This is a genomic window from Nocardioides sp. CCNWLW239, from assembly GCF_037137035.1.
Classification (GTDB): domain Bacteria; phylum Actinomycetota; class Actinomycetes; order Propionibacteriales; family Nocardioidaceae; genus Nocardioides.
Map to the genome: position 1 here is coordinate 123,474 of NZ_JBBBNW010000007.1, position 22,197 is coordinate 145,670.

Consider the following 22,197-nt stretch of genomic DNA (forward strand, 5'->3'; position numbering starts at 1 on the left):
GTAATCAGTATTCCGGATCGACGGCGACCTCCTCGATCCCGGCGTAGAGTGAGCATCCAGATCCATGTCCATCCACGAACCCAGGGGACAGCCTTGACCAGCGCCAGCGACGCCCGTGCCTACGACCTCGACCGAGCCCACGTCTTCCACTCCTGGTCCGCCCAGGGGTCGCTGAAACCGCTCGTCATCGCCGGCGGCCAGGGCTCACGGGTGTGGGACGACTCCGGGCACACCTATCTCGACTTCTCCTCTCAGCTGGTCAACACCAACATCGGTCACCAGCACCCCCGGGTGGTGGAGGCGATCAAGAAGCAGGCGGAGACGCTGACCACGATCGCGCCGACGACGGCCAACCTGGCACGCGGCGAGGCGGCCGAGCGGATCACCGACATCGCACCGGTCGGCTTCAACAAGGTCTTCTTCACCAACGCCGGCGCCGACGCGGTCGAGAACGCGATCCGGATGGCCCGCATCCACACCGGCCGCGACAAGGTGCTCTCGACCTACCGCTCCTACCACGGCAACACCGGCTCGGCGATCGTCGCGACCGGCGACTGGCGGCGGATCCCGAACGAGTACGCCCGCGGCCACGTGCACGTCTTCGGCCCCTACCTCTACCGCTCGGAGTTCTGGGCGACCACGCCGGAGCAGGAGTCCGAGCGCGCTCTGCACCACCTCCGCCGGGTCATCGAGGCCGAGGGCCCCGCGACGATCGCCGCGATCCTCCTCGAGACCATCCCCGGAACCGCCGGGATCATGATCCCGCCACCGGGCTACCTGCCCGGGGTCCGCGCCCTGGCGGACGAGTTCGGGATCGTGCTCATCCTCGACGAGGTCATGGCCGGCTTCGGTCGCACCGGCGAGTGGCTCGCCCTGGACGCCTACGACGTCGTCCCCGACCTGATCACGTTCGCGAAGGGGGTCAACTCGGGCTACGTACCCGCCGGCGGGGTGATCATCTCCGACCCGATCGCGGCGACCTTCGACGACCAGGTCTTCCCCGGCGGCCTCACCTACTCCGGCCACCCGCTCGCGATGGCGTCGATCGTGGCGACCATCGAGGCGATGAACGAGGAGGGCATCGTCGACAACGCCGCGACCATCGGCACCGACCACATCGCCCCGGGGCTCGCCTCGCTGGCCGAGAAGCACGACGTGATCGGCGAGGTACGCGGCACCGGGGTCTTCTGGGCCCTCGAGCTCGTCGCCGACCGCGAGACGCGGGAGCCGCTGCCCACGGCCACGATGGGCCGGATCAAGTCCGACCTGATCGCCCGCAACCTGATCCCGTTCACCATGGAGAACCGCATCCACGTGGTGCCTCCGTGCGTCGTCACCCCCGACGAGGTCGCCGAGGCGATCTCGATCTACGACGACGTGCTCGGCTCGCTGTAACACGCAAAGGACGCATGAAATGACCGACCTCCCCATCCTCGACCACTGGATCGGCGGGGCCACCAGCCCCGGCACCGGCACCCGTCTGGGCGACGTCTACAACCCTGCGCTGGGCACCGTCCAGAAGCACGTACGCTTCGCCGCGGCCGCCGACGTCGACACCGCCGTCTCGGCGGCCAAGAAGGCCTATGAAGAGTGGAGCGAGACCTCGCTGACGCGGCGTACGGCTGTGCTCTTCGCGTTCCGCGAGCTGCTCAACGCCCGCAAGGGCGAGCTCGCCGAGATCCTGACCGCCGAGCACGGCAAGGTGCTCTCCGACGCGGCCGGTGAGATCGCGCGGGGGCTCGAGGTCGTCGAGTTCGCCTGCGGCCTCTCCCACCTGCTCAAGGGCACCGTCTCCGAGCAGGTCTCGAACGGCGTGGACGTGACCACGCTCAAGCAGCCGCTGGGCGTGGTGGGCATCATCAGCCCGTTCAACTTCCCCGCGATGGTGCCGATGTGGTTCTTCCCCATCGCGATCGCGGCCGGCAACACGGTGGTCCTCAAGCCCTCGGAGAAGGACCCGAGCGCGTCCAACTGGATCGCGGAGCTGTGGGCCGAGGCGGGGCTTCCGGACGGTGTGTTCAACGTCGTCCACGGTGACAAGGAGGCGGTCGACGCCCTCCTCGACAACCCCGACGTCGCTTCGATCTCCTTCGTCGGCTCCACCCCGATCGCCCGCTACGTCTACGAGCGCGGCACCGCCGCCGGCAAGCGCGTCCAGGCCCTCGGCGGAGCCAAGAACCACATGCTGGTGCTGCCCGACGCCGACCTCGATCTGGTCGCCGACTCAGCGGTCAACGCCGGCTTCGGATCAGCCGGCGAGCGCTGCATGGCGATCTCGGTGGTGCTCGCGGTCGACTCGGTGGCGGACACGCTCATCCAGAAGGTGACCGAGCGGATGGCCACGCTCAAGACCGGCGACGGCACGCGCGGCACCGACATGGGACCGCTGATCACCGGAGCCCACCGCGACAAGGTGGCCAGCTATGTCGACGTGGCTGCGGCCGACGGGGCCGAGGTCGTCGTCGACGGCCGCGCGGCACTGGATTCCGAGGGCTCGGTCGACGGCGACCCCAACGGTTTCTGGATCCTGCCGACCCTCATCGACCGGGTGCCGACCACGTCGACCGTCTACACCGAGGAGATCTTCGGTCCGGTGCTCTCGGTCGTCCGCGTCTCCGGCTACGAGGAGGGTCTGGAGCTGATCAACTCCGGCCAGTTCGGCAACGGCACCGCCATCTTCACCAACGATGGCGGCGCCGCCCGCCGGTTCCAGCGTGAGGTGCAGGTCGGGATGGTCGGTGTGAACGTGCCGATCCCGGTGCCGGTGGCCTACCACTCCTTCGGCGGGTGGAAGGCGTCGCTGTTCGGAGACGCGAAGGCGTACGGCCCCGCCGGCCTGGACTTCTTCACCCGCGAGAAGGCCGTCACCACTCGCTGGCTCGACCCCTCGCACGGCGGGATCAACCTCGGGTTCCCGCAGAACTCCTAGGGGCCGTCGGATCAGTAGTCGTAGTCGTCGTCGGGGCCGCCTGCGTCGAGCTTCTGCTCGGCGTAGTCGGCCTCGTCGACGTCGTCCGGAGCCGAGGTGACCTTCTCCTCGGCGTCCAGCGGCGCCTCGTCGTCGACGGTGGTCTTGACGACGTCGGTCGCCTGCTCCTCGAGGTCTGCCTCTGCTGCGTACTCGCTCATCTACCCCTCGCTCAGATCGATCGATGTGCTCGGACTCAAGTAGACCACCGGCGCCCGGGAGCCGCTACGGCCGAGCCGCGCCTCAGCGCCGGCGCGGCGCCCCCAGGGCCAGCCGGAGATCCTGCTTCAGGGTGGCGTAGGCCTCCTTCGGCTGCCGGTTCACGTCCCAGAGCAGTGCGTAGCCCTGCCCCTCGAACCAGCCCGGTACCCACGAGTGGCTGTCGTCGATGCCCCAGACCGTGAACGAGGTGCAGGCTCGTACGGCGAGACAGGCCTGGAGCATCTGGGAGAACTCGTAGGGGTGCGCGAAGAGTGCCAGGTTGTCCGTCGGGACCTGGGTCTCGGCGGAGTCGACGAAGGTGCGTACGTCGGCCTCCGTGACCGCCACCTTCAGTCCCAGGTCGGCGTAGCGCTGCAGGTCGGCGCGGAACCGCTCGCCGGAGAAGCCGTACTGGGTGTCGAGGTGGCCCTGGTTGCCGATCCCGTGAATGGGCACGCCCTGGGCGATGGCCTTCTTGGCCCAGTTGTAGACCGCGGTCGACTTGGCACTGTCACCGTCCTCGCCAGCGATGTTGTAGTCGTTGTAGAACAGCTGGGCCTTGGGGTCGGCGGCATGGGCCCACCGGAAGGCGTCGGCGACGATGCCGGTGCCGAGGTGCTTGACCCAGAAGTTGTCGCCGTTCATGCCGTTGGGGAGGGGGTCGGGGCTCCAGGAGTCGGCGAAGAACTCGTTGGCGACATCCCACTGGTAGACCTTGCCGCGGAAGTGCCTGACCTCGTCCGTGATGTGCTTCTGGAGGATCGCCCGCAGCTCGACCTTGCTGATCGTGCCGTCGGCGACACCGTCGGTCAGCCAGGCCGGGTTCTGGTTGTGCCAGAGCAGGGTGTGACCGCGCACCTTCTGGCCATGGGCCTCGGCGAACTCGACGACAGCGTCGGCACCCGACCAGTCGTAGCTGCCACGGGTGGGCTCGACGGTCTCCCACTTCATCTCGTTCTCGGGGGTGAGGCTGGAGAACTCGTCGGCGGCGATGCCGGCGAGCTCCTTGTCGGCCAGGACCTCGGGATTGACGGCGACACCGACGCGGAGGCCGATCTGCGAGGCGTAGGAGCGGAGCGAGTCGGACGGGGGCTGGAACCCGCGGGACTCAGCGTGGGCGGTGGACGATGCGGTGACGGCGACTGCAATCGAAGCTGCGGCGACGGCCGCGGCCAGGTGACGAATCTTCACGATGCCTCCAGGAAGGGGATGTGATCGGCATCACAGATTGGCGTGAGCGAGGGAGCGTTGTCAATCGTTGTCGATAACGTTTTCCATTGATGCGCACTCTGCCCGCTCTCCGGCTACGATCCCGTTCATGCGCTCCGAGACCCCTGCCCTCGACGCTCCCGGATCGACGTGGGCCCGCAGCTACGACTACACCGCTCGCGAGCTCGTGCGGCCACGCTCCGTGGACGACGTACGCGACCTCGTGCTCCGCGAGCCACGGCTGCGCGCCCTGGGGTCTCGGCACTCCTTCACCGACCTCGCGGACACACCGGGGGTGCTGGTGTCGCTCGAAGCCCTGGAGTCGGCGCCGACCCTGGCCGGTGACATTGTCCGCGTGACCGGCGGGATGCGCTACGGCGAGCTCGCTGCCTGGCTCGAGGAGCGCGGTCGAGCGCTGCCCAACCTCGCCTCGCTCCCCCACATCTCGGTCGCCGGGGCGGTCGCGACCGGCACGCACGGATCCGGGCTCGGCAACGGCTCGCTGGCCACCTCCGTGACCGCCGTGGAGATCGTCGACGGCCGGGGCGAGCTGGTGCGCCTGGAGGCCGGCTCGCCCGACTTCGCCGGCGCCGTGGTCGGCCTCGGCGCCCTGGGCATCGTGACCCACCTCGAGCTGCTCACCTCACCGACCTTTCAGATCTCGCAGACCGTGCACGACGGACTCACCTACGCAGACCTGCGCGAACACCTCACCGAGATCCTCGGAGCCGCCTACTCGGTGTCGATCTTCACCCGCTGGGCCGACGAGCCGGACGGCTCCGTCGGCCGGGTATGGGTGAAGTCGCGCTCGACGACGCCGGGGATCCCCGGGACGGTGCCGGCGAGCGAGCCTCGCCATGTCGTCCCCGGTCTGGACCCCGCCCCCTGCACCGAGCAGCTCGGCGTCCCGGGGCCGTGGCACCAGCGCCTGCCCCACTTCCGGCTCGACTTCCAGCCGAGCGTCGGCGCGGAGCTGCAGAGCGAATATCTGGTGCCGTTCGACCGCGCTCAGGAAGCGGTCGACGCCGTCCGGTCGCTCGCCGACCGCGTACGGCCACTGCTGCAGGTGAGCGAGATCCGCGCCGTCGCCGCCGACGACCTCTGGCTCTCCCCCGCCTACGGCACCGACGTGCTGGCGCTGCACTTCACCTGGAACGCCGATCCGGAGGGTGTGCGCTCCCTGCTGCCCGACCTGGAACAGCGGCTCCCGACCGGCACCCGGCCGCACTGGGGCAAGCTCTTCGCCACCGAGGACCCGGGCGCCGGCTTCCCGCGCTGGGAGGACTTCAAAGGCCTGGCACGCCGCTTCGACCCGGACCGCCGGTTCTGGAACGCCTGGCTGGAGCGGGTGCTCGGCTGACATTTCGGGGTAGTCCGGTAGCGAACTGCCTATTACCCGCGGGTAAATGGGCAGTTCGCTACCGGACTACCCCGACGACTCAGTCCTCGATGAACTGGCGATGGTTGCGGATCACCTCAGCGATGATCACGTTGAGGATCTTCTCCGCGAACTCGGGGTCGAGACCGGCGTCGTCGGAGAGGCGGCGGAGCCGTTCGATCTGGACGGCCTCGCGGCTGGGATCGGCGGGCGGGAAACCCGCACGCGCCTTCAGCCGGCCGACCTGCTCGGTGCACTTGAAGCGCTCGGCGAGCAGGTGGACAAGGGCGGCGTCGAGGTTGTCGATGCTGCCGCGCAGGCGGAGGAGCTCGTCGTGGGCGGCACTATCGGGTTCGGTCACACCGCTATCCAACCTGATGTAAAGCCGGGTGCGGCACCGGGTCTTACTCGCCGGACTTCTGGGAGGCCTGCTCGGCCAGCGCCTTGTCGATGTCGAGGTCAACGACCGCGTCGATGACCTGCTTCAGGGCCGGGGCGGGGAGCGCACCGGGCTGGGAGAAGACCAGGTTGCCCTTCTTGAAGGCCATCAGCGTCGGGATCGAGGTGATGTTGGCGGCACCGGCGAGCGCCTGCTCGGCCTCGGTGTCGACCTTGCCGAAGACGATCTCGGGGTGCTCCTCGGAGGCCGCGTCGTAGATCGGGCTGAACTGGCGGCACGGGCCGCACCAGGACGCCCAGAAGTCGACGAGGACGATCTCGTTGTCGGTGACGGTGCTCTCGAAGTTCTCTGCGCCGAGCTCGACGGTGGGCATGGGAGTCTCACTTCCGGTCAGGAGTCGCGTGCTCGCCGGGTCGACGGACACGTACGCCTCAACGCACGCGTGCGGCTGAGGATTCCCGGTGGGGTCAGGGAAGGCGCTTGGTCTTCGGCCCGATGTGCCGCTCGATGCGACTGCGTGGCTGACCGGTCAGCTTGGCGACGATCGGCACCCGGAAGACGTAGCCGCCGACGGCTGCCGCGATGACGAGGAGAATGATCCAGAACATGTGATGAAGCCTACGCCGCAGCACCCAGGCGCCACCTCAGGATTCTCCCTGAGATGGCGCCTGGATCGTGCCAGGGGCGGATCAGGCGGTGCGACGACCCCGACGGCCGGACTCGCGCTTGCGGAGCGCGTCGGTCAGCAGCGAGACCAGGGCCTCGAGCTGGATGTCGGCGGAGTCGGTGACCTCTTCGTCGGAACCGTCCAGGGCGCGGGCCGCGAGGCCGGCCTTCGAGTCGATCAGCTCGGCGATCCGGGTGTCGATGGTCTGGCTCGCGATGATGCGCCAGGCGGTGACCGGCTCGGTCTGACCGATCCGGTGGACCCGGTCGATCGCCTGGGTCTGCTCGGCGTCGGTCCAGGAGAGCTCGGCCAGGATCAGGTTGGACGCGGCCTGGAGGTTGACGCCGACACCCGCGGCGGTGAGCGAGCAGACGATCACCTTGACCTCGGGGTCGTTCATGAACTCGTCGATGGCCTTCTCGCGCGCCTTCGAGGTCTGGTCACCACGGATCGTGGAGTAGCGGATGCCGCGCTCCTCGAAGAGCTTCTGGGCGGCGTCCATGACCTCGATGTGCTTGGCGAAGAAGACGACCTTGCCGACGTTGCGCGCCAGCTGGGCGGCGTAGTCAGCAGCCAGGCTCGCCTTCGCCTTGCCGATGCGGCGCATCATGCCGAAGACGTTCTCGCCGGTGGAGGCGTCCTGGTCCTCGCGCTCCCAGGTGGCGACGCGGCGGATCAGCTCGAGGTCGAGCTCGCCCGGAGCCGGCTTGGCGCCGGTCACCCGGGTCTCGATCGCGGTGTCGTAGCGCTGCACCATCCGCTTGGCCAGCTCGGCCTCGGCGGCCCGGATCGAGCGGCCCTCGGCGTCGTCGAGCTCGACCGGAAGGTCGGCCACGCGGCGCGCCGGGATGTCGCTGGCGACGTCGATCTTGCGTCGGCGCACGATGCCCTGGTTGACGACGACACGTCGGGCGGCGCCGTAGAAGCTGTTGTCCTGCGGGGTCAGGCCGGTCTCCTCGAGGCCCTCGAGCAGCCCGTTGAGCGGCTTGACGTCGTCGATCCAGCCGAGGAACTGCCAGATCGCCCGGAAGTCCTCGATGTCGTTGATCAGCGGGGTGCCGGTCAGCGCCATCAGCAGCGGGTTGGCCGTACGCTGCCGGATCTTCTCGGAGAGGGCCAGCACGTGCTGGGAGCGCTGCGAGGACTTGTTCTTGATGAAGTGGGCCTCGTCGACGACCATGCCCTTGAACCCGAACTCGCCGAGCCAGCCGACGTGACGGTCGAGGATCTCGTAGTTGACCACGATGATGTCGGCGAAGCCGTCGATGTCCTCGCCGTTGCCGTGCACGACGGTCGCCTTCTTCGACGGTGTCCAGAGGTCGACCTCGCGCGCCCAGTTGGCCTTGACGACGTTGGGCACGACGACGAGCAGCGGGTAGGCGTCGGCGGCCTCCGCGGCCAGCAGGGCCTGCGCGGTCTTGCCGAGGCCGGGCTCGTCGGCCAGCAGGTAGGAGCGGTGCCCCTCGGCCGCCGACGCGACCAGCTGCGCCTGGTGATGCATGAGCTCCCGGGTGCCGGGCGCGTCGATGTGACCCGGGCCGTACGCCGGCGGGTCGGGCAGCGGCATGCAGGAGGGCCCGGAGTCGGCGTACTCGAAGCTTCTGAACAGGGGGCCGAGGAGCTCCCAGCCGGCCAGGCGTCGGGCGTGCACCGGCGGACGGGCGTTGGTGAAGTCGGGCACCAGGAACGGGTTGGAGAGCTGGCGCTGGATGACGCTGGTCGGGATCACCCGCTTGTCGGGTACGGCGACGGCGGGGGTCTCGGCCTCGTCCTCCTCCTCGTCCTCCGGCACGTCGACGCCACCACGGGCCATCAGCTCGTGCTTGAGGTCGAGCGCGGCGTCGGAGATCTCGGCGTCCTCGGCGAGGAGCTCGAACAGACGCGAGTCCATGGTCGCGGTCTTGGCGAGGATCGTGGCGATCCCGTCCAGACGCTTGAGCTGCTCGGCGCGGCGGCCCTCGTTGAGGGTCTCGTCCTCCAGCACGCGGTGGCGCTCGTCTCGGGCGAGGAGCGCGACGACCTGGAACTTGGTGCGTACGTCGGGCATGGCCGAGCGGCGCTGCACGGCCGACTCCACCTCGCGGACGACCTGAGCGAGCACCGGGATGATGCCCTCGTTGTCCTTGTGGACGCCCTTGCGGCGACCGTTCTGCCCGGACTTGCCGGCACCGCCGTTGCTACGCGAACGGCCTGACCGGTTGTTGCGCCGGGTAGCGGCTCCCTGAGCCAACTGAATCCTCCTTGGGCCACGCACGGGTGAGTGGCATGTCCAAATGCCGACCCTCATCGGCCGGTCGCCCTCCCAGGGCTCACGCAGATCGATGGCAGACGACTGGCGACCGCATTCAAACAGCGGGTACGCACGATCGGCGCCTCATCGACCGGGCCAGTGACTCGTTCGGTCCCCACGACGAACGTCCACGAGCCGGGCGCTTGCAGCGAGTGTAACCCCACCCACACCGGTTCGCGGAAGTCTCGTTCCGCGTTTTCTGTCAATTGATCAAACATCGGCGTCAGGGTGGGGGCACGGAGGAGCCCGTCCCCCGCCTCGACTCAGTCGACCAGGTATTGATCCGCCCAGGCCGAGATGATCCGCGCGGCCCGCTGCGCCTGCCCCTTCTTGGTGAGGAGATGGTCGGAGCCCTCCAGCGCCACGAAGGAGCGCGGGTGGCGGGCCGTGTTGAAGATGTCGGAGGCGTTCTCGATCCCCACAGTGGTGTCGGTGGGGCTGTGCATGACCAGGAGCGGCTTCTTGAGCTGCATGATCTTGTGGCGCAGGTCGGCGCGACGTACGTCGTGGACGAAGGCCTTGCGCAGGGTCAGCGACTTGCCGCCCACCATCCACGGCGCCTCGCCGTCCTCCATCACCCGGGAGAGCACGGCGTCGTAGTTGTGCTCCACGTGGGCCGGCTGGAACGGCGCGCCGACGGTGGCGACGGCGTCGACCCCGATCGAGTCACTGGCCGCGGCGAGGACCGCGGCACCGCCGAAGGAGTGGCCGACGAGCAGCTCGGCCGGGGTGCCGCGCTCGGCCATGAACCGGGTGGCCTCGACGGTGTCGGCGACCTTGTGGGTGAAGGAGCCATTGCCCCAGTCGCCCTCGGAGTCGCCGAGCCCGAGGTTGTCGAAGCGCAGCATCCCGATGCCCTCGGCGGCGAGCTGCTTGCAGATCCGAGCGGCAGCCGGACAGTCCTTCCCGAGGGTGAACCCGTGGCTGAAGACTCCCCAGCCGCGCACCTCACCCTCGGGCAGGTCGATGAGACCGGCCAGCATGGGTCCGGACGTACTCGCGAAGGTCACCTTCTCAGCCACCCCAGGATTCTCGCAGAATCCTGGGGCGACTGATCGGGTCCACTCAGCGCTCGACGTAGAAAAGGCGCTTGTTGAGGAACTCGTCGATCCCGAGCGGGCCGAGCTCGCGTCCGAAGCCGGAGCGCTTGGTGCCACCGAAGGGAACGTCGGCGCCTTCACCGGCCGGCGTGTTGACGTTGGCCATGCCGACCTCGAGCTGCTGCGCGACCGCGATCGCGCGGGCCTCGTCGGTGGAGAAGACGGCGCCACCGAGGCCGTATTCGACCGCGTTGGCCAGCTCGACGGCCTCCTCGTCGGTGCTGACCTTGTAGACGACGGCGACCGGCCCGAAGAGCTCCTCGGTGTAGGCGCGCATCTCCGGGGTGACACCGGTGAGCACGGCGGGAGCGAAGAACGCGTCGGGCCCGTCGGAGATCTCGCCGCCGGCGTGGAGGGTGGCGCCCTTGTCGACAGCGTCCTGGATCTGCTCGCGCAGCGCCTCGGCCGCCTTGCGGGCCACCAGCGGGGAGTAGACCGTGTCGTCGCCGTCCTCGCCGTCGAGGGGGGTCATCGCGGCGGCACGCTTGGTGAGCGCTGCGACGAAGTCGTCGTAGACCCCCTCGTTCACGATCATCCGCTTGTTGCCGTTGCAGACCTGGCCGACGTTCTCCATGCGGGTCGCCCAGGCGGTCTCGGCGGCCTCGTCGATGTCGTCGGAGTCGAGGATGATGTAGGGGTCGGAGCCACCGAGCTCGAGGACGACCTTCTTCAGGTTGCGGCCCGCGGCCTCGGCGACCGCCGTGCCGGCACGCTCGGAGCCGGTCAGGGACACCGCCCGGACCCGCGGGTCGCCGATCATCGTGGCGATCTGCTCGTGAGTGGCGTAGAGGTTCTGGTAGACGCCCTCGGGAAGGCCGGCGTCCGCGAAGATCTGGGCGATCGCAGCCGAGGAGCGCGGGCAGTTCTCGGCGTGCTTGAGAATGACGGTGTTGCCTGCGACCAGGTTGGGCGCGGCGAAGCGGGCGACCTGGTAGTAGGGGTAGTTCCACGGCATCACACCGAGCACCGGGCCGAGCGGGAGGCGCTGGATGACCGCCTTGCCCTCGTGGCCGGGCAGGTCGGTCTCCTTCAGGAGCTCAGGGCCGTGGTCGGCGTAGTAGGCGGTGATCTCGCCGGAGAACTCGGCCTCACCGGCGCCCGACGAGGTCTTCTTGCCCATCTCGGTGCGGATGATCTTCCCGAGGTCCGCGGCGCGCTCGGTGAAGAGGTCCGCGGCGCGCTTCACGATCGCGGAGCGCTCCTCGATCGGGGTCGAGCGCCAGGCTGCGTACGCCTTCTGGGACCGCTCCAGCGCCTCCTCCACCTCGGCGTCGGTGGCGAACGGGAAGGTCTCGATCACCTCGCCCGTAGCGGGGTCGGTCACCTGGTAGGGAGGCGTGGTGCTCATCGTCATCCTCTTCGATCGGCGGTTGCTGTGGTGCGATGGTACGTGGTTTTACAGCGCTTTTGATGACGAAACCGTTGCTCTTTTCCGGTTTTCGCAACTGAATCCGAAGTTAGGACACGTTCTAGAATGTCCGCATGGATCTCGCATTCTTCCGGCGTACCGATGACGGTTTCGACCCTACGCCGATGGCTCGCAGCATGTGGGCCGACGACCACATGCACGGAGTGGCCGCCAGCGGCCTGATCGCCCGCGGCCTCGAGGACCAGATCGAGGAGCTCGGACGCGCCTCGGAGCTGGTGCCTTCGCGCTATCACGTGGACCTGTTCCGGCCGCCGCGGATGGTGCCGACGAGGATCCGGACGAGGGTCGTACGCAACGGCCCCCGCATCGCGCTGCTCGATGCCGAGATGGTCCAGACGTCGCGCGAGGGCTCGGAGCAGGTCGTGGCACGTGCGACCTGCACCTACCTGCTCGCCGGCGAGAACCCGGCCGGCGAGGTCTGGTCCGCGACCGAGCGTGCCACTCCCCCGCCGCTCTCGGTGGCGCCGCCCACCTCGGAGCCCCACGTGCCCTTCTTCGTCTCCGAGAACCCCTGGTCCGACGACTTCGGCAAGCACCAGAACGCCGGGCGTCACATCACCTGGCAGGTCGCGGTCCCGACGGTGGCCGACGAGCCGATGACCCCGTTCCAGACCGTGGCCTCCATCGCCGACGCCACCTCGATGGTCACCAACTGGGGCAGCAACGGCGTCGAGTGGATCAACACCGACATCTCCCTCGCCCTCGCCCGCCGCCCCGCCGGCATGGAGGTCGGTCTCGCCACCATCGACCACGTCGCCCACGAGGGCATCTCCGTCGGCACCGCCGAGGTCTTCGACCGCGAGGGCACCATCGGCACCGCCACCGTCACCGCACTGGCCAACGCCAAGCGCACCGTCGACTTCACCGCGCCTGTCGAGGGTGGTCCCGCCACCCCGGTCTAGCCGAGCGGGCCGCGAAGCGCCGAGGCGTCGCTCGCGTCGGCGAGGGCTAGGTTCTGGGTGATGAGGGCGGCCATGAGAGCTCGCTGGCGGGTCGGCGTGAGGCCGAAGCCAGCGGGGGTCAGGTCAGGGGTGACGAGGGATTCCTCGATGCCCTGGAGGTGGGCCGCCGCGTGGTTGACGTCGGTGATCGCCTGACGGAGGTCGGCGGTCGCAGGATCCTGGGTGTCGGGGTCGCCGACGAGATTGAGCACGCCGGTGATGCCGATGCCTCGCTCGACGCCGACACGCTCCAGGGCGGCGAGGAGGGCGACACCTGCCGGGTGGAGCGGCCCGAGATCCGAGGGGAACGGGTAGGTGGCGCGCAGGCGCGAGGGGTTGTAGCGGTAGGCGGTGTTGAGCATGGTGCCGCCGGCGCGCATCGCCCAGACGCGATGGAGGTCGGAGGCGAGAAACGCGTACGCGGCCGGGTCCTGCGTCGGGTAGACGACCAGCCCGTTGGAGAACACGTGGTCGGCACCGACCAGCACCGGCCACAGGTGCTTGCTGTGCTTGCTGAACGCGATGACGTGCGAGAGTCCGGAGGCGTCGCGGTAGAGCTCGTCGACCGGGCTGAGGAAGCCCCACCACCGCTCTTTGAGCTGCGGGTACTTCACAAACTGGCGGCGACGCTCCACCCGCACCTTGGACCGCACCAGGCGCGCGATCGCGCGGTCCTCGGCGAGCTCCTCGAGCCCCAGCTTGCCGACGTCCACGACGAACCGCGAAGCGGTCGAACCGCACGGCCTCACCAGGTCCTCACCGCTCAGATACGGCCGCACGGTGTGCCCGAGCGGGCCGCGAGCGAGCAACGCCGCCTCAGCAGGCGTCAGCACGAGCGAGCGGCCGAGGACGATGGTCCCCTGGTAGCCGTGGGGTAGCGGCACCTCGAGATCCAGCCGCGCCGGCTCCGGGAGCGAGAAGCCGTCCTCGAGCGTCCCGGTGATCGCCGGGACCGGGCGACCGTCGAGCCACGCTGTCTCGAGCGGGCGGGTGGTGAGCCAGATCTTCGCGAACCTCACGCCCGCTGTGGGCCACGGCGCCGACCGCTCCGCCCGGGCCACCTGCCAGCCGCGATCGAGGAGCGCGCCGAGCCCGAAGCGCGCGGTGTCCCCCTCGCTGATCGAGTCGGTCGTGATCAGCCCGATCTCGCCACGGCTCAGGGCAGCGGCCCGGAGCAGGAAGTAGATGACGTAGTCGGCCCGTCTCGTCGTGCCGGCGGCGAGCGTATGGGCAAGGTAGTCGCGCAACTGCTGGCCGATCGCATCCCGCACCCGCTTCACCCCGAGGTAGGGCGGGTTGCCGACCACCGCGTCGAAACCGCCGCGCGCCATCACCTCGGGCGCGACGAGCCCCCAGTGGATCGGACGGACAGCGGGCACGGGCAGGCGCCGAGCACGGCGCAGCGCCGCGTACGCATCGTCCAGCCGCCGACCAGGACGGCCACCCAGCGGCAGCGCGACCGCGATCATGGCGTCGGCATACGCCCTCGGATCGCGTACGTCCTCCGGCATCTCCGCCGGGTCGACGATCCCCACCAGCGAGTTGCCGCACAGGATGCGGTCGTCGAGGAAGCCGAGCGGGAGGGCGGGGTCCTCGCAGAGCAGCCAGAGGGACAGCTTCGCGATGTCGACCGCGACCGGGTCGATATCGGCCCCGTAGAGGCAGCGGGTCACGATCTCGGCCACGGGCACCCGGCACGAGGACGCCAGATAGCGAGCGGACGCGAGAAGGAAGACGCCGCTCCCGGCCGCGATGTCGACCACCGCGGCCTCCGGGGAAGCGACCCCGGCCAAGGTGTGCGCGACGACCTCGTCGGCGAGCTCGGGCGGGGTGTAGTGAGCGCCGTTGTCACGCCGTGAGGAGTCCTCGAGCAGCGCCTCGTAGACGTACCCGATCTCCTCCAGCACCAGATCATCCGCCGAGATTCCATCCGCGAACAGATAGTTCGACAGCAGATGATCCCTGGAATCATCGACGGGGTGCGGCACGGTCAGCAGCCCCGCCGCGTCGAGAGCATCCTCGGTGAGCACCATCCCGCGCGCCCTCGCGAAGCCCATCACGACCTGGCGCATCACCGCGGTCACCGCCGAGGGGCCACCGCCCAGCTCGGCGACCAGCGACCGCGCACGTGCGCGCAGTGTCTGGGCCGTGATCACAGGATGAACCATAGAACGCCCGCAGGTTCGGGAGAGACGAACCGACGGTGAAGAGTCGCGCATCGAGGCGCCACGTTCACCACGACGTCATACCCGGCTTACAGAATCCCGCGCATGCCCATCGACTCGGAGCGGCTCGGGCCCCTCCTGCACCTCCGGCCCGGCGCGACACCTCGCGTGGCGATCATCTCGGCGAGCTACGGCGCCGGTCACAGCTCGGCCTCCCGAGAGATCTCCCGAACACTCACCCGAGCAGGATGCGCCACCGAGATCTTCGACTTCGTCGACCTGATGCCCTGGCGGATCGGCGGCGGGCTCAAGGCCGGCTACACCCTGCAGCTCCGGGTGAGCCCGGACTCCTGGGGATCCACGATGAGCGTGGTCATGCCCGGACGCCCGCTCCACCGCCCCTTCCACCAGCTTCTCCGCCTCTCCACCCGGCACGTCACCGAAGCCGTACGCGGCGCCGACCTGGTCATCTCCACCCATCCGTTCAGCTCCCAGATCGTCGGCCGGCTGCGTACCACCGGGCGGCTGACCGTGCCCGCCGTCACCTACCTCACCGATGCCGCGGTCCCAGCGCTGTGGATCGCCCCGGGCATCAACCTCAACCTCGCCATCCACGAGGTCGCCGCTCGGGAGGCACGCCTCCTCGGCGGCCATGCGGCCGTGGTCCAGGCGCTGGTCCCGCCAGGGGCGGCGTACGTCCCGGGGCAGGTCTACCCCGACCCGCTGGCCGGCCTCCACGTGAACGGCCCGCGGGCGCTGGTCACCGGCGGATCGCTGGGAGCCGGTGCTCTCGAGCAGACCGCCCGCGACATCCTCGCGTGCAGCGACATGACCCCCGTGGTCCTCTGCGCGACCGACCACCGCCTCAAACGCCGCCTGGACCGGATCCCCGGTGTCGTGGCGCTCGGCTGGCGCACCGACGTACGCGCCCTGATGGCGACCAGCGACTGCGTCGTCCAGAACGCCGGCGGCTTCACCTCGCTCGAGGCCCTGGCATCGGGCACCCCGGTGATCACCTACCGCTCGATCTCCGGCCACGGCGCCGCCAACTCGGCCAACCTGGACCGCGCCGGGCTGATCCCGTGGGCGCGCGACGAGCGAGAGCTCGCCAAGCACCTGGTCGTGGCCGCGGACTCGCCCCGGTTCAACCGGCTCGCGCTCGGGTTCCCCGACATCGTCCAGCTCCTCACGGGCGGCTTCGAGGAGACCGCCGTGGCCTGAGCGGTCCTCCGAGCGGAACACTTTCCGCCAATCCCCACCCGGACGAGCGCCGACCTGGTTGGCTACGCGGGTGGCAGCGATCTTCGCGAGCGTGGTGGCCGTGCTCGGCACCCTCCTGGGCTCTCTGGCGACGTATGCGATCCAGCGGAGCACCATCCGCCAGCAGCAGGCACTGGCCGGGGCAGAGCGCCGGCGGCAGGAACGGGTGGACGCGATCTCGGCCTATGCCGAGGCCCTCACCACCTACCGGCGCGTCAAGATGGACCGCTGGCACGCCGTCGACGAGGGTCGCGATGACCAGGAGGCCCTTCGTCGGCACGACTACGAGGTGCGCGCGGCAGCGGTGGCAGCACGGCTGCGGGTGGAGCTGCTGGTCGACGACCGGGACCTCCGAGCGCAATGTCAGCTGGCGCTCGAGGCCGTCGACGCGATGGCACCCGGCAGCACCTCGGAGGAGTTCGGCGAGGGGCGGAACGCGTCGCGGGCCGCGCTCACCCAGGTGGTCGACAGGGCTCGCGCGTTCCTCGATCGAGAGCGGGGCTAGGGCCCGAAGATCCGCGCGGCGTTCCCGTAGAGCACCCCGCGCGCCCATTCGTCCCCGAGCCCGAGCCCCAGGACGCCGTCGACGGCCTCCAGATAGGGATAGGGGATGTTCGGATAGTCGGTCCCGAACAGCACCCGCTCCCCCAGCGACTTCAGCCGCGGCAGCTCGTCGGGCGGGAACGGGGTCGACGCCTCGGTGAACGCGGTGAACGCCATCGTCGTGTCCAGGTGGACCCCGTCGTACTTCTCGGCCAGATCGAGGAATCGGGAGTAGTCCGGAAGCCCCATGTGAGCCACGATCAGGACCAGGTCCGGATAGCGCCCCAGGAGCGCCTCCATGCCCTGCGGTCCGGTGAACCGGCCGGGGGCGGGCCCGTGCCCGGAGTGGATCACCAGCGGCGTACGCGAGTGCGAGAGCACCTCCCAGACCGGATCCAGCAGCGGTGAGTTGGGGTCGTAGTCGCCGACCTGGACGTGCGCCTTGAAGATCCGCGCACCCGCCTCGATCGCCTCGCGCACATAGTCACCTGCACCCGGCTCCGGGAAGAACGTCGCCGACTGCAGGCAGTCCGGCTTGTCGGCCGCGAACTCCGCGCCCCACTGGTTCAGCCACGCCGCCATCCCGGGCTTGTGCGGATAGGTGAGGGCCGTGAACCGACGTACGCCGAGACCCCGCAGCACGCGGAGCCGCTCCTCCTCCGAGTGCCGGTAGGCGATCGGCCACGCCCGACCGGTCAAGGGGCCCGCCGAGTCGAAGTAGGCCCAGACCTTCTCGAGCATCCGCGCGGGCAGGAAGTGGGTGTGTACGTCGAAGATGCCGTCCAGGCCCAACGCATCGAGCCGCGCGCGGATCTGCGCGGGCTCGTCGGGGGCGATGGTGACCGCAGGAGGATTCACAGCAGGCGAACCTACCCCGCCGGGGCGGGTCCCGAAGTCACGGGCGCGGCGAACGTCTCCGCGATCGCCTGTGCCCTCCCGGGAATCTCCTCGGCGGTCAGTCCCCAGGTGCCCTCGGCGAAGCGTCGGGCGAGCTTCGCGAGCGAGTCGGCACCCTCGTTGAGCGCTTCGCCGACATGGCCGCGCACCCACTCGAACGAGAGCCGCTCGGACTCGCGGCACAGGTCGTCGTGCATCCGGGTCAGCCCGGCGAGCTCGGCCCGATGCTCGGTCTCGTAACCCTTCGGCATCGACTCCTCGCCCCGCAGCCAGTCCTCGATCAGCGCGAGCGCGAGGCGGGAATCGCTCCGGATGGTCAACGTCCGTCGTGGAAGCGCCCGGACCGCCTCGGCGATGGCCTGGAGCTCGGCTAGGACCACCAGCGACTGCGGGTCGCGGATCCGGGCGTTGGGCACCTGTCGCCCGAGACCGTGCTGGCCGTCGCCGGCGAGCCAGCCCCACCCGATGAACCCTCGGTGCGCCGACCCGTCCGTCGCCACCACCAGCGGCTGCAGAGGACCCGACCGGTGGACGGCCATCGCTTCGACCGCCTCCGCCCGGATGCCGGCGTCCGCGTCGTCGAACGGCACGACGGCGACCCCGCGATAGGCGGCCGCGATCTCGTCGGTCAACATCCAGAACCGCGAGTTGGACGGCAGCGCCACCACGACCTGCACCGGTGCTCGCGGCTCCAGCGAGTCGTACGCCGCACCGATCGCGGCGATGATCGCGTCCTCGGTCCCACGCGCCCTCAGCGATCCAGCCGCCTGCAGCCCCGGACCGGCGAGAACCCAGTCCCAGCTCTCGGCGTCGCTGCGTTCTCTGACGACGATGAAGCAACGCATTGCAGACCTCCTGACCCGCCCGAACAAGTCAGTCTCGACGTTACCGGGCGGCCCCGGAGGGCGAGACTACGGCGTCAGGATCCGGACGCCCGGCACCTCACGACCGGGTGATGATCTCCCAGCCGGCGTCCGCTGCCGCCTCGGCGATCTGCCGCGGGTCCCCCTCACCCGCCAGCACGTCGTGTTCAGCCCTGCCCAGGATCTGCCACAGCCTGCGCATCTGGCCCCACGAGGGCATGACCAACCCGTCGTGACATGCCTCCACGTAGGGACGCAGGTTCGCGTCACGTCGGGCGACGCTGTCCATGGCGGCCTTCTGGACGGGCACCAGTGGCTGGATCCTGCTGAGCTCCTCGCCTGCCCGCTGCTCGCTCAGGAAGGTGGTGAGGAGGTCTCGCGCGGCGGGCAGGTTGGGAGCATCGCGATAGATGTAGAGCCCGTAGACCGACACCATCGACACAGCATCGAGCTCGCCGGCCCGAGGCACCGCCCCGACGGTGATCTGCATTCCCGTGGCGGTGATCGCCGCAAGCGCACGCGACGAGCAGACCAGGTAGGGCGCCTTGCCGTCGAGGAACATCGGCAGCGCGTCTGCCCGTCCCAGAGACGCCTGCAGCACGCCGCTGCCGCCGGGTCCACGACCGAGCTCCGCGAGCCGAACGAATGCGTTCACGAACCCGTCACGCCACTGGCTCGGATCGTCGAACTCATCATCGAGGCTGGCATCGCCCGGCGTCCGGCGGAGCCCGAAGAAGGACCCACCGAGACTGGTGAACAACGGCCACATGTGGAAGGGGTCCCCAGCGTTCCCCTCAGCGTCCGGCGACCCGACCTGCAGTGCAACCGCGCGGCCGTCGGGGATCTCCGCACGCGCAAGTGCGTCCGCCCCGCCCCGGACCACGTCGTCGAACAGATCAGGCATCGGCCCGTCTCCGGCGAGTGCGTTGTTCCGGATCAGCGCGACGCTGTCGAACGCGTAAGGGATCGCGTAGAGGTCTTCGTCGATGCTGAGCGCGTCGATCGCGACCGGCGATACGCGTCCCAGGCCTTCGCGCGACAACGGCGGCAGCTGAATCGCCTCGTCCCGCACCACCCGGCCGATCCAGTCGTGCGGGCCGGCGATCACGTCCGGGACCCGCCGCCCTGACGGCGGACGGCCGGTCGCCGCCAGTCGCGCGAAGGCGGACTCGAGAGACTCGGTTCGGTCGAACGCCTCGACTTTCACATCAACCGCAAAGGCGCGGCGGAACTGGCTCCGCCGACCGAAATACTGCCTCAGTGTCGCTGCACGTGTCTTTTCCGCCCAGATCACCAGCTCATCCACGCGCTTCAGCATCGCACCTTCTCGAGACCAATATCTCTTTCCGTCTCGAAATGTCAGCGAGGTTTCATGATGACTGAGGTCGTGACGTTCGGATTCCGTTCGATGGCTGGCGAACGCGGGTGATTGATGCACCTGCTCCGACGGCCAACGATGCGGATCGTTCGGTTGCAGCAGCGTGATATCGGTGCGTGCGGTTCGCCCTCGGATTCCGCAGGAAACCGTGAGAACCAGTCTTTCGAATGTTGTCTTCGACTCGTTGAGAATGACGACGCCCGGTTCCCGCTCCACGTCCCAGTCGACCTTGAGCCGGCGTGCGCGGACGACCCGTCTCCGCGACCACCACCAGACGACAAGCGGGGATAACGCAACGATCGGAGCAATAACGGCCCCTAATGCCTTCGCCCCCGATATGATGCCGTCCATCGCCGAGATACCGGCCGCGACCGCTGAAAGCATGGCCGGAACGATATCGCTCCCGCGTCGGTGCGCGTCGGCAAATCATCAGGCAGTCTCAGGGCCTATTCAAGCGCCGCGGAATCAGCACCGCGCAGCCGATCACCGACGTTGTGAAGCCGAGAGTGACCCATAGGCCGCTCTCGGCTTCACAACTCGTGCGGCTCACTCCCCAGCGGCGTACAACCCGTCGATGATGTCGGCGTACTTCTTGCTCACCACCCGGCGCTTGAGCTTCAGGGTCGGGGTGAGCTCCTCGGACTCGGCGGTCCACTCCTCGCCGAGCAGCTCGAAGGCCTTGACCTGCTCGGGCCGGGAGAGGCGGGCGTTGGCGGCCTCGACGGCCTCGGCGACGGCACCGCGGATGACCGGGTGCTGGGCGAGCTCGGCGAGCGAGCCGGCCTCGACCCCGAGCTTCTGGGCGACCACGGGAGCGATCTCGCCGTCGAGGGTGAGCACCGCGACGACGTACGAGCGGCCGTCACCGATCACCATCGCGTGCCCGACGAGCGGACTCTCCTTGAGGAGGTTCTCGATGTTGGAGGGCGCGATGTTCTTGCCCGCCGAGTTGATGATCATCTCCTTCTTGCGGTCGACCACGGTCAGGAAGCCGTCCTCGTCCAGCGAGCCGATGTCGCCGGTGTGCAGCCAGCCCTCGGCGTCGATGAGCTCGGCGGTCGCCTCCGGCCGGCGTACGTAGCCAGGGGTCGTGATCGGACCACGGAACAGGATCTCGCCGTCCTCGGCGATGCGCACCTCGATCCCGGGCTGGGCACGCCCGACGGTGCCGAGCCGGAAGCCCTCCGGGCCATTGCCGGTGGCTGCGCCGGTGGTCTCGGTCAGGCCGTAGACGTCGTAGATCGTCAGCCCGAGCCCGGCGAAGAACTTCGCCACCTCGAGCGGCATCGGAGCGGCCGCGCTGGCCGCCCACTCGACCTTGTCGAGACCGAGCAGCGCGCGCATGGTCGAGAGCACCGCCGCATCAGCCTGCTCATAGGCGGCCTGCAGCTCGGGAGAGGTGGTCTGCCCGAACTGCTGCGACTCGACATAGGCCAGCCCGACCGCCATCGCCTTCTCGACACCGGCCTTCTTGGTCTCGTCGGTCTCGGCCGCCAGCAGTGCGGTGATGCCGGTGCGGATCTTCTCCCACACCCGCGGCACCCCGAAGAAGCTGGTCGGGTGCACCTCCTGGAGGGTGCTGAGCAGCAGCGACGGGTCCTGGACGAGATAGACGTGGCCGCCGTTGAACTGCGGGATGTAGAGGCTGAGCACCCGCTCGGCGATGTGCGCGAACGGCAGGTAGGAGACCAGGACCCCCGGCTCGGTGACCCCGGAGACCGACAGCGAGCTGGTCGTCTCGAAGACGATGTTGCGATGGGTGAGCACCACACCCTTGGGCTGCCCGGTCGTGCCCGAGGTGTAGAGCATGGTGATCGTGTCGTCGAGGGTCACCGCGGCAGCGCGCGCGTCCAGCTCCTCGCCGAGATCGGCGAGCGCCGCCGCTCCCGAGGCCATGAAGTCGTCCCAGGCGACCGCGCGCGGGTCCCCCTCCACCGCGGTGTCGATGGTGACGACGCGTACGACCTCCTCCCGCTTCAGCCCGAGCGCCCAGCGGGCGACGTGGTCGTCGGTCTCCAGCACCACGATCCGCGGGTCGGCATGCTCGGCGACATAGCCGACCTGGTCGGGCGCGAGGGTGTTGTAGATGCTGATCGGCACACCGCCGGCGAGCACCGCGGCCAGGTCGGCGACGATGTGCTCGATGCGGTTGGCCGCCATGATCGCGACCGACTCCCCCGGCTTCAGACCGGCGTCGACGTACGCAGCAGCGAGCTCGCGCGCCCGCTGGTGCAGCTCGGTCCAGGACAGCGTGCGCCATCCGGTGCCATCGGCGGTGTGCCGGTCGGAGAAGGCCGGTTCGTCGCCGCGTCGGGCGACCACCTCGGCGAGGATGGCGATCATGGTCCGGTCGCCGATCTGGGACTCGATGGCGGCGCGGTCTGCGAGGACGTCGGTCATCAGGGCGCTCCTAAGCGTTTGTGTGACTCGTGTCACAACTGGGTTGCCTAGACCGTAGGGACACGCTGGCGCCGACACAAGAGCCCGTCCGTGCCATGTGACACAGGG

The 22,197-nt window shown here is 69.2% G+C and carries 19 protein-coding genes; 6 read left to right on the top strand and 13 right to left on the bottom strand.

Annotated elements, in window-relative coordinates; translation table 11 throughout:
- The first annotated feature begins 93 nt into the window (after positions 1-93).
- Both WBG06_RS22895 and WBG06_RS22900 read left to right on the top strand, forming a co-directional pair.
- Positions 94-1,395, top strand: coding sequence for an aspartate aminotransferase family protein (locus tag WBG06_RS22895; RefSeq protein WP_336739572.1), 1,302 nt, complete (start codon positions 94-96; stop codon positions 1,393-1,395).
- 19 nt (positions 1,396-1,414) lie between these two features.
- A complete protein-coding gene (locus WBG06_RS22900) occupies positions 1,415-2,929 on the top strand; it encodes a CoA-acylating methylmalonate-semialdehyde dehydrogenase (RefSeq protein WP_336739574.1) in 1,515 nt (504 codons plus the stop codon).
- Between the two features lie 11 nt (positions 2,930-2,940).
- Here WBG06_RS22900 and WBG06_RS22905 read toward each other — a convergent pair whose 3' ends face one another.
- Both WBG06_RS22905 and WBG06_RS22910 read right to left on the bottom strand, forming a co-directional pair.
- The gene (locus WBG06_RS22905; RefSeq protein WP_336739576.1) at positions 2,941-3,129 is read right to left on the bottom strand and encodes a hypothetical protein; all 189 of its coding nucleotides are present in this window, start codon (positions 3,127-3,129) and stop codon (positions 2,941-2,943) included.
- Positions 3,130-3,211: 82 nt separating this feature from the next.
- Entirely contained in the window at positions 3,212-4,360 is a 1,149-nt protein-coding gene (locus WBG06_RS22910) for an endo-1,4-beta-xylanase (RefSeq protein WP_336739578.1), read from the bottom strand.
- 127 nt (positions 4,361-4,487) lie between these two features.
- On the opposite strand from WBG06_RS22910, the gene WBG06_RS22915 reads away from it, so the two are divergent.
- Positions 4,488-5,738, top strand: coding sequence for an FAD-binding protein (locus tag WBG06_RS22915; RefSeq protein ID WP_336739579.1), 1,251 nt, complete (start codon positions 4,488-4,490; stop codon positions 5,736-5,738).
- A 79-nt stretch (positions 5,739-5,817) separates the two neighbouring features.
- Here the strand turns inward: WBG06_RS22915 and WBG06_RS22920 are convergent, their stop codons facing one another.
- The 6 genes from WBG06_RS22920 to WBG06_RS22945 all read right to left on the bottom strand — a co-directional run bounded on the left by WBG06_RS22920 (position 5,818) and on the right by WBG06_RS22945 (position 11,561).
- Positions 5,818-6,117 carry a chorismate mutase gene (locus WBG06_RS22920; protein ID WP_336739581.1) on the bottom strand — a complete coding sequence of 100 codons (300 nt, stop codon included), beginning with the start codon at positions 6,115-6,117 and terminating at the stop codon, positions 5,818-5,820.
- Positions 6,118-6,160: 43 nt separating this feature from the next.
- Positions 6,161-6,529 carry a thioredoxin gene (gene trxA, locus WBG06_RS22925; RefSeq protein ID WP_336739583.1) on the bottom strand — a complete coding sequence of 123 codons (369 nt, stop codon included), beginning with the start codon at positions 6,527-6,529 and terminating at the stop codon, positions 6,161-6,163.
- A gap of 94 nt (positions 6,530-6,623) precedes the next feature.
- On the bottom strand, positions 6,624-6,764 hold the full coding sequence (locus tag WBG06_RS22930) for a hypothetical protein (protein WP_328529202.1): 141 nt from the start codon (positions 6,762-6,764) through the stop codon (positions 6,624-6,626).
- Between the two features lie 81 nt (positions 6,765-6,845).
- Positions 6,846-9,053 carry a DEAD/DEAH box helicase gene (locus tag WBG06_RS22935; RefSeq protein WP_336739586.1) on the bottom strand — a complete coding sequence of 736 codons (2,208 nt, stop codon included), beginning with the start codon at positions 9,051-9,053 and terminating at the stop codon, positions 6,846-6,848.
- Positions 9,054-9,376: 323 nt separating this feature from the next.
- Positions 9,377-10,135 (bottom strand): alpha/beta hydrolase family protein, encoded by a 759-nt coding sequence (locus tag WBG06_RS22940; RefSeq protein WP_336739588.1) that lies wholly within the window; start codon positions 10,133-10,135, stop codon positions 9,377-9,379.
- Positions 10,136-10,178: 43 nt separating this feature from the next.
- Positions 10,179-11,561, bottom strand: coding sequence for an NAD-dependent succinate-semialdehyde dehydrogenase (locus WBG06_RS22945; RefSeq protein ID WP_336739590.1), 1,383 nt, complete (start codon positions 11,559-11,561; stop codon positions 10,179-10,181).
- Positions 11,562-11,695: 134 nt separating this feature from the next.
- Between WBG06_RS22945 and WBG06_RS22950 the strand changes: the two genes are divergently transcribed.
- Positions 11,696-12,544 carry an acyl-CoA thioesterase domain-containing protein gene (locus WBG06_RS22950; protein WP_336739592.1) on the top strand — a complete coding sequence of 283 codons (849 nt, stop codon included), beginning with the start codon at positions 11,696-11,698 and terminating at the stop codon, positions 12,542-12,544.
- On the opposite strand, the gene WBG06_RS22955 is transcribed toward WBG06_RS22950, so the two are convergent.
- Entirely contained in the window at positions 12,541-14,739 is a 2,199-nt protein-coding gene (locus tag WBG06_RS22955) for an Eco57I restriction-modification methylase domain-containing protein (RefSeq protein WP_336739594.1), read from the bottom strand. The genes WBG06_RS22950 and WBG06_RS22955 overlap by 4 nt on opposite strands.
- A 114-nt stretch (positions 14,740-14,853) precedes the next feature.
- Here WBG06_RS22955 and WBG06_RS22960 point away from each other — a divergent pair, with 114 nt between their 5' ends.
- Positions 14,854-15,969: an MGDG synthase family glycosyltransferase gene (locus WBG06_RS22960; protein ID WP_336739596.1), complete on the top strand. Its 1,116-nt coding sequence runs from the start codon at positions 14,854-14,856 to the stop codon at positions 15,967-15,969.
- A gap of 70 nt (positions 15,970-16,039) precedes the next feature.
- Complete coding sequence (locus WBG06_RS22965; protein WP_336739598.1) at positions 16,040-16,513, top strand: hypothetical protein; 474 nt, start codon at positions 16,040-16,042, stop codon at positions 16,511-16,513.
- On the opposite strand, the gene WBG06_RS22970 is transcribed toward WBG06_RS22965, so the two are convergent.
- The 4 genes from WBG06_RS22970 to WBG06_RS22985 all read right to left on the bottom strand — a co-directional run bounded on the left by WBG06_RS22970 (position 16,510) and on the right by WBG06_RS22985 (position 22,089).
- On the bottom strand, positions 16,510-17,409 hold the full coding sequence (locus WBG06_RS22970; RefSeq protein ID WP_336739600.1) for an amidohydrolase family protein: 900 nt from the start codon (positions 17,407-17,409) through the stop codon (positions 16,510-16,512). The two genes, WBG06_RS22965 and WBG06_RS22970, sit on opposite strands and share 4 nt — an antisense overlap.
- A gap of 11 nt (positions 17,410-17,420) precedes the next feature.
- Positions 17,421-18,293, bottom strand: a complete 873-nt coding sequence (locus tag WBG06_RS22975) for a ribonuclease HI (protein WP_336739602.1) — start codon at positions 18,291-18,293, stop codon at positions 17,421-17,423.
- Positions 18,294-18,390: 97 nt separating this feature from the next.
- Positions 18,391-20,073 (bottom strand): sugar ABC transporter substrate-binding protein, encoded by a 1,683-nt coding sequence (locus tag WBG06_RS22980; RefSeq protein ID WP_336739604.1) that lies wholly within the window; start codon positions 20,071-20,073, stop codon positions 18,391-18,393.
- Between the two features lie 162 nt (positions 20,074-20,235).
- Positions 20,236-22,089, bottom strand: a complete 1,854-nt coding sequence (locus WBG06_RS22985; protein ID WP_336739606.1) for an AMP-dependent synthetase/ligase — start codon at positions 22,087-22,089, stop codon at positions 20,236-20,238.
- Between the last annotated feature and the right edge of the window lie 108 nt (positions 22,090-22,197).

Excerpts from the sequence above, each read along its gene's own strand:
- WBG06_RS22900 (WP_336739574.1), top strand. The coding sequence starts at position 1,415 with ATGACCGACCTCCCCATCCTCGACCACTGGATCGGCGGGGCCACCAGC.
- WBG06_RS22905 (WP_336739576.1), bottom strand. The coding sequence starts at position 3,129 with ATGAGCGAGTACGCAGCAGAGGCAGACCTCGAGGAGCAGGCGACCGAC.
- WBG06_RS22915 (WP_336739579.1), top strand. The coding sequence starts at position 4,488 with ATGCGCTCCGAGACCCCTGCCCTCGACGCTCCCGGATCGACGTGGGCC.
- trxA (WP_336739583.1), bottom strand. The coding sequence starts at position 6,529 with ATGCCCACCGTCGAGCTCGGCGCAGAGAACTTCGAGAGCACCGTCACC.
- WBG06_RS22930 (WP_328529202.1), bottom strand. The coding sequence starts at position 6,764 with ATGTTCTGGATCATTCTCCTCGTCATCGCGGCAGCCGTCGGCGGCTAC.
- WBG06_RS22945 (WP_336739590.1), bottom strand. The coding sequence starts at position 11,561 with ATGAGCACCACGCCTCCCTACCAGGTGACCGACCCCGCTACGGGCGAG.
- WBG06_RS22950 (WP_336739592.1), top strand. The coding sequence starts at position 11,696 with ATGGATCTCGCATTCTTCCGGCGTACCGATGACGGTTTCGACCCTACG.
- WBG06_RS22960 (WP_336739596.1), top strand. The coding sequence starts at position 14,854 with ATGCCCATCGACTCGGAGCGGCTCGGGCCCCTCCTGCACCTCCGGCCC.
- WBG06_RS22975 (WP_336739602.1), bottom strand. The coding sequence starts at position 18,293 with ATGCGTTGCTTCATCGTCGTCAGAGAACGCAGCGACGCCGAGAGCTGG.
- WBG06_RS22980 (WP_336739604.1), bottom strand. The coding sequence starts at position 20,073 with ATGCTTTCAGCGGTCGCGGCCGGTATCTCGGCGATGGACGGCATCATA.
- WBG06_RS22985 (WP_336739606.1), bottom strand. The coding sequence starts at position 22,089 with ATGACCGACGTCCTCGCAGACCGCGCCGCCATCGAGTCCCAGATCGGC.